Source organism: Nonomuraea lactucae (genome assembly GCF_003313395.1).
Taxonomy (GTDB): Bacteria; Actinomycetota; Actinomycetes; order Streptosporangiales; family Streptosporangiaceae; genus Nonomuraea; species Nonomuraea lactucae.
Genome location: NZ_QNFZ01000842.1, coordinates 1 through 5,970, shown reverse-complemented (window position 1 = coordinate 5,970; position 5,970 = coordinate 1). Strand labels below are relative to the sequence as shown.

The 5,970-nt window shown below is 71.4% G+C and carries 6 protein-coding genes; 4 read left to right on the top strand and 2 right to left on the bottom strand.

Translation table 11 applies throughout. The annotated features are described in order from the left end of the window. Positions 1–559 (bottom strand): hypothetical protein (locus DQW85_RS29260; RefSeq protein WP_113703078.1); only part of this gene is annotated, 559 nt, incomplete at its 3' end. A 315-nt stretch (positions 560–874) separates the two neighbouring features. On the opposite strand from DQW85_RS29260, the gene DQW85_RS29255 reads away from it, so the two are divergent. After that, positions 875–1,489 carry an HD domain-containing protein gene (locus DQW85_RS29255; RefSeq protein ID WP_113703077.1) on the top strand — a complete coding sequence of 205 codons (615 nt, stop codon included), beginning with the start codon at positions 875–877 and terminating at the stop codon, positions 1,487–1,489. Between the two features lie 54 nt (positions 1,490–1,543). Here the strand turns inward: DQW85_RS29255 and DQW85_RS29250 are convergent, their stop codons facing one another. Then, complete coding sequence (locus DQW85_RS29250) at positions 1,544–2,263, bottom strand: FadR/GntR family transcriptional regulator (protein ID WP_113703076.1); 720 nt, start codon at positions 2,261–2,263, stop codon at positions 1,544–1,546. A 188-nt stretch (positions 2,264–2,451) separates the two neighbouring features. Here DQW85_RS29250 and DQW85_RS29245 point away from each other — a divergent pair, with 188 nt between their 5' ends. The 3 genes from DQW85_RS29245 to DQW85_RS29235 form a co-directional block, all read left to right on the top strand. Continuing rightward, the gene (locus DQW85_RS29245) at positions 2,452–4,059 is read left to right on the top strand and encodes an ABC transporter substrate-binding protein (protein WP_113703075.1); all 1,608 of its coding nucleotides are present in this window, start codon (positions 2,452–2,454) and stop codon (positions 4,057–4,059) included. A 25-nt stretch (positions 4,060–4,084) separates the two neighbouring features. Further along, positions 4,085–5,026: an ABC transporter permease gene (locus DQW85_RS29240; protein WP_240197498.1), complete on the top strand. Its 942-nt coding sequence runs from the start codon at positions 4,085–4,087 to the stop codon at positions 5,024–5,026. Further along, positions 5,023–5,970 (top strand): ABC transporter permease (locus DQW85_RS29235; protein ID WP_162795468.1); only part of this gene is annotated, 948 nt, incomplete at its 3' end. The genes DQW85_RS29240 and DQW85_RS29235, both read left to right, overlap by 4 nt.

Here is a 5,970-nt window from a genome sequence, read left to right as displayed (position 1 = left end):
CGGTGTGCGGCGGCGCCGGGGGCACCGGCGCGGCCCGGGCGGAGCTGAGAGCCGGGGCCGCCACGGTGATCGGCGGCGCGAGCGGCACCAGCAGCCGGGCCAGCAGCTCGTGCACCGAGGTGAGCGCGAGGCGGACGAGATCGGACAGCGCCGCCTCGCCGCGCTCCAGCCACCAGCTCGAAACCAGCGCGACGGCCACGTGGACCATGAGCATGCGGCCGTCGACGCCGTTCCCGGCGCCGCCGCCGAAGGAGATGCCGCCGGTCAGCAGGCACTCGAGGCCGTGCGGCGTGGCGAAGAGATGGTGCAGGCCGTCCCCGAGGGCGGCCACGTGGTGCGTGCCGTCCCCGGCGGCGGAGGAGAACAGGTGGTGCAGGCCGTACTGGGCGCCGAGGCAGGCGCCCAGGATCGTGGGCCGCCCGCATCGCCGGCCGCCCAGCGCGAACGCCCCGCCCCAGGTCGTCGCCGTCGCCACGGCCAGCACCGGGAGGCTCACGGCGCCGCCCCCGGTCAGCGTGTGCAGCCCCGCCGACAGCAGGACGCACACGACCGCGAACACGGTCGCGCGTAAGGCGCGGAGGAGGGGATGCCCGACGTGCGGCCGGGAATGGCGGCAGGCGCGACCGGTGCCCCCCCATAGGGGGGACGGGGCCGGTCGCGCCGCCATCGCCCTGCTCCTTTCCTCAAGGGGAGATACGGCCGGCGACCCGATAAGGCTCAACGCCGGTACGTGTGATTTCTGTGGGACGCCTGTGTCCCGTTCGCGTTGATCATTCGCAGCATGGAGCGGGCACCGGGTGCCCCACCTCCCCGGACCGCGCCGGATCAGGAATCCTGGGGCGCGGGAGGAGTGAGATGTCGCGGGAGGAGTGAGATGGAGACCTTCACGAGCTGGAAGTCCTGGGAGGGCGCCGAGGGGCCGCTGAGCGCGGCGCTGCCCGCGGACACCGTGGACGCGCTGCGGGAGGCGGTGGCGTTCGCGACGCTGCACCACGGCCCGCAGCGGCGGCCCACCGGCGTCCCCTACCTGGAGCATCTGCTTGAGGCGCTGGAGGTGGCCGTCGCCGGGGCGGGCGTGACCGACCCGGACGTCCTGGTGGCGATCGTGCTGCACGACGTGGTCGAGGACACGGCCTGCACCCGGAAGGAGATCGAGGAGAGGTTCGGGGAGCAGGTGGCGGAGCTGGTCGGCTGGGTGACGAAGCCGCGGGTCGCGGACGGGCAGGACAAGGCCGCGGTCAAGGCCGCCTACCTGCGCTCGCTGGCGGGCGCGCCCGAGCCGGCCCTGCTCGTCAAGCTGGCCGACCGGGTGAGCAACGTGCAGGAGCTGCACCGCATGCCCACCGCGTTCCAGCGCCGCTACCACGGGGAGACCGTCGCGCACGTCGTGCCGCTCGCCACGCGCCTGGCCGGGGAGTGGCCGTGGTTCGCCCGCTGGTTCGCCGCCTGGCGGGCCGAATGGCGATCCTTCGACCCGGACCCGGCCTAGGCCCGGCTAAGGCCCGGCCCGAGGGTGGGTCTCAGGTCCGGCCCGGTGATGGGGCTAGGGTTCGGTCGCCTGGGTGAGGCGGGCGAGGCGGTTGCGGACGCCCTCGAAGTGGGCGATGACGGCGTCGGCCGCGGCGGCGCGGTCGCCCGCCGTCACCGCCGCGTAGATGTCGCGGTGCCGCCTGGCCACGTCCTCCGGCGACTCGTCGGGCGCGCCGAGCTGGTCGCGGAGCTGGTGGTAGACGTCCCAGAACGCCCCCAGGAGCTGGCCGACCAGCGGGTTGCCGAGCGGCCGGTAGAGCAGGTCGTGGAAGAGCCGGTCGGTCTCGGGCGACACCTGGCCGACTTCGGCCTCGGCCTCCATGCGGGTCATGACGTCGGCGACCGGGTCGAGGCCGGCGTCCGGGCCGAGGTCGATGAGGCGCTGGACGAGGCCGCTCTCCAGGATCTCGCGGATCTCGGTCAGGTGGGCGAGGTGGTTGCGGTCGTCCAGCAGCGTGATGCGGCTGTGGAAGGCCAGCTCGTCGACCAGCCCGGCCAGCGACATGCGCCCGACGAACATGCCGAACCCGTGGCGGATGTCGACGATGCCGACCGCCTGGAGCGCCTTGAGCGCCTCACGGACGGAGTTGCGGCTGATGCCCAGCTCCTCCATGAGGTCCGACTCGGTGGGCAGGGGGTCTCCCGCCACCAGCCCGCGCCTGAGGATCAGGTCCTTGACGCCCTCCTGGGCCTCCACGGCACGGCTCGGCCGCGAGCGCGGGACAGTGGTCATGAAAAATCCCTCTCTGGTAGGGCGTCTAGGTAACATTCCGGAAATCTCCGGTTGACCTCAAGCGCCTCCGGCGTTTAGCGTCCACGTTACGCAAACATAGGACATGGGATGTCCCATGTTCCACATTGGGTCGCGTTCAGCGGGCCAATGCAGGTTGCGGAAGCTGCACCTACCCCCAGGAGGCACCCGTGAGCTCCGACTTCAGCCGCCGCGACTTCCTGCGCTACAGCGGAGCGTCGGGTGCGGCGGCGTTCATCGCGGCGACCCTGTCCGCCTGCTCGGGAGGCCCCGCCTCGACCGGCTCCGTGGGCGCCGGCTCCGACAAGGATCTCATCACCGCCGTAATCGGTTACGGCAACGACCAGAGCTGGGACCCGACCCAGACCGCCTCGGCCTTCGCGATGGCCGGGATCAACCACGTCTACGAGGGCCTGCTCGACACCGACCCCATCTCCCGCGAGCCGTACCCCGCGCTCGCGACCGCGCTGCCCGCCGACCTGAACGCCACGACGTGGAAGTTCACCCTCCGCGAGGGCGCCACCTGGCACGACGGCAAGCCGGTCACCGCCGACGACGTGGTCTTCACCTACGAGCGGGTGCTCGATCCGCAGGCGAACGTCCTGGTCGGCAACTTCTTCAGGACCTGGCTGCGGGAGGTCAGGAAGATCGACGACCGGAGCGTCGAGCTGGTCTTCAAGTTCGCCTTCCCCGACGCGGCGCCCAGGCTGACCATCGCCAAGATCATGCCCAGGCACGTGTTCGGCCGGCCGGGCGCGTGGGACGCGGCCAAGGGCGGCAAGGCCGTGGGGTCGGGGCCGTACAAGGTGGTCGCGCACAACCCCAAGTCCAACACCGCCTTCGAGGCCCATGCCGGCTACAACGGGCCGCGCCCGGCCGTGGTCAAGAAGATGAACTGGCTGACCATCGTCGACGCCGCCGCCCGGGTCGCCAAGATCTCCGGCGGCTCCGCCGAGGCGCAGATCGCCGACAACATCCCGTACGCCAACGTCGACCGGCTCAAGCAGCAGGGGCTCACCGTCGAGGGCGGCGCGGGCATGAACCACCTGTTCCTGATGTTCAACACCGGCACCAAGCCGTTCGACGACGTCCGCGTGCGCCAGGCCCTGCACTACGCGATCGACAAGCAGAAGATGATCGACGTGGCGCTCAAGGGCCACGGCACGGCCTCCAGCTCGTTCCTCAACGAGGGCCACCCCGACCACAAGCGGGCCGCGGTCGTCTACGACCACGACCCCGACAAGGCCAGGGCGCTGCTCAAGGAGGCGGGCGTCAGCAACCTGACGATCAACCTCATGTCGGTGAACGTCAGCTGGATCGTCGACTGCCTGCCCACCATCGCCGCCTCCTGGGAGGCCATCGGCGTCAAGACCACGCTGGAGCCGCAGGACACGGCCGCGCTGTTCACCAAGATGGACCAGTTCCAGGACTACCAGGTGGTCGCGGCGGCCTCGAACCCCAACCAGTTCGGCATGGACCCCGACCTGATCATGCGCTACAACTACACGCCCGGCGGCCTGTGGATGAAGTACGCCCACTTCGACGGCGGCAAGGAGGCCAGGGCGCTGTTCGCCATGATGGACGGGGCCACCAGGGAGCCCGACAGGGCCGAGAAGATCGCCCTGGTGCACAGATATCTGGACGTCGTCGCCGAGCGGGCCGTGCTCTACCCGGTCGTGCACACCGAGCTGATGACCGCCTGGGATCCCAGGAAGCTGTCGGGCGTGCGCGCCCAGCCGTACCCGGGGATCAACCTGCTCCAGGCCAAGCGGGTCTGAGCCTGGCATGGTCCTCATAGCCAGAATGCTGGTGCGGCGGGTCCTCATCCTGGTCCCGCTGGTGCTCGGGGTCGTCGCGTTCGTGTTCGTCGTGATGCGCTTCTCCTCCAGCAAGCCGGAGTACGCGTACTTCCAGGGCGCGAACCCGACCCCCGAGCAGATCCGCCAGTTCCAGGTCGAGAACGGCCTGCTGGACCCGCTGCCGCTGCGCTACGTCCGCTTCGTCGGCGACCTCGTACGGGGCGACCTGGGCACCAGCGTCCTCACCAAGAAGCCGGTGATCGAGTCGGTGACGACGGCGCTGCCGCTGACGCTCCAGCTCACGTTCCTGGGGCTGGCCGTGGCGGTCGTGCTCGGGCTGGTGTTCGGCGTCACCGGGGCGCTGTTCCGCGACCGCTGGCCCGACCAGGTGATCCGCGTGGTGTCGCTGGTCGGGGTGGCGGCGCCGGCGTTCTGGCTGGCGCTGCTGATGATCCAGTGGCTGGCCGTCGGCGAGGGCCTGTTCCCGACCGGCGGCTACATCAACCCGGCCGACTCCCTCGGCGGCTGGCTGCGCTCGATGACGCTGCCCGCCCTGTCGCTGTCGCTGCCGGTCGCCGCCCAGCTCACCCGCATCATCCGCACCTCGATGGTCGAGGAGCTCGACCGTGACTACGTGCGCACCGCCATCGGCAGCGGCCTGCCGCCGATCGTCGTGGTCGGCCGCAACGTGCTGCGCAACGCGCTGATCAACCCGCTGACCGTGCTCGGCCTGCGCATCGGCTACCTGATCGGCGGCACCGTGGTGATCGAGCAGATCTACGGCCTGCCCGGCATGGGCCAGCTCATGATCAACGCCGTGCGCGACGGCGACCCCGCGGTGGTGCAGGGCGTGGTGCTGACGATCGCGGTCGGCTTCATGGTCGTCAACCTCGCTGTCGACATCCTCTACCTGCTGGTCAACCCCCGGCTCAGGAGCGCCGCATGAGACGTGGACTGACGGAACGCCTGTCCCGGCCCGGCGTGGCCCTCCGCGGGCCGCGGCCTCTTTCGTGGGTCGCGGCCGGCGTCGTCGCGCTGGTCGTGCTCGCCGCCGTGCTGGCTCCGACGCTCGCCCCGCACTCGCCGTACTTCCAGGAGGCCGCGGGCGGCGGGCCGTCCGCCGAGCACTGGATGGGGCTCGACAGCGCCAACCGCGACATCCTGTCCAGGCTCCTGTACGGCGCGCGCTGGTCGCTGATCATCGGGCTGGGCGCGACCGGCCTGGCCCTGCTGGCCGGGGCCGCCGTCGGGGCCATGGCCGCCACCTCACGCAGGGCCGCCGACGAGACCATCATGCGCGCGCTCGACGTGATCATGGCCTTTCCCGGGATCGCGCTGGCCGCGGTGCTGGTCGCCGTGTTCGGGGGCAGCATCCCGGTGCTCGTGATGGCCATGGCCTTCGTCTACATGCCGTCGGTCGCCCGGGTCGTACGGGCCAACGTGCTCGCGCAGTACGGCGAGGACTACGTGGCCGCCGAGCGGATCATCGGCGCCCGCACCCCGCACATCCTCGTCCGGCACGTGGCCGTCAACTGCGCCGCGCCCGTGCTGGTCTTCTGCACGGTGATGGTCGCCGACGCGATCGTGCTGGAGGCGTCGCTGTCGTTCATCGGCGCCGGCGTCCGCCCGCCCAACCCGTCGTGGGGCAGCGTCATCGCCGACGGCAAGAACCTGGTGCTGCTGGGCGGCTGGTGGGCCACGGTCTTCCCGGGCCTGCTCATCCTGATCACCGTGCTCGCGCTGAACATCCTCTCTGAGGGCATCTCCGACGCCTGGGCGGCCCCCGCCTCCCGCCGCGCCGCCCCTGGGAAGGAGTCCGTGGAGCCGGGCGTCCGGCCCGGCGGCGGGCGTACCGTCGAGCTGCCCGGCCTGGCCGAGGCCGCGCGGCGG

Coding starts and splice junctions, on each gene's coding strand:
- DQW85_RS29255 (WP_113703077.1), top strand. CDS start 875: ATGGAGACCTTCACGAGCTGGAAGTCCTGGGAGGGCGCCGAGGGGCCG.
- DQW85_RS29240 (WP_240197498.1), top strand. CDS start 4,085: ATGCTGGTGCGGCGGGTCCTCATCCTGGTCCCGCTGGTGCTCGGGGTC.
- DQW85_RS29250 (WP_113703076.1), bottom strand. CDS start 2,263: ATGACCACTGTCCCGCGCTCGCGGCCGAGCCGTGCCGTGGAGGCCCAG.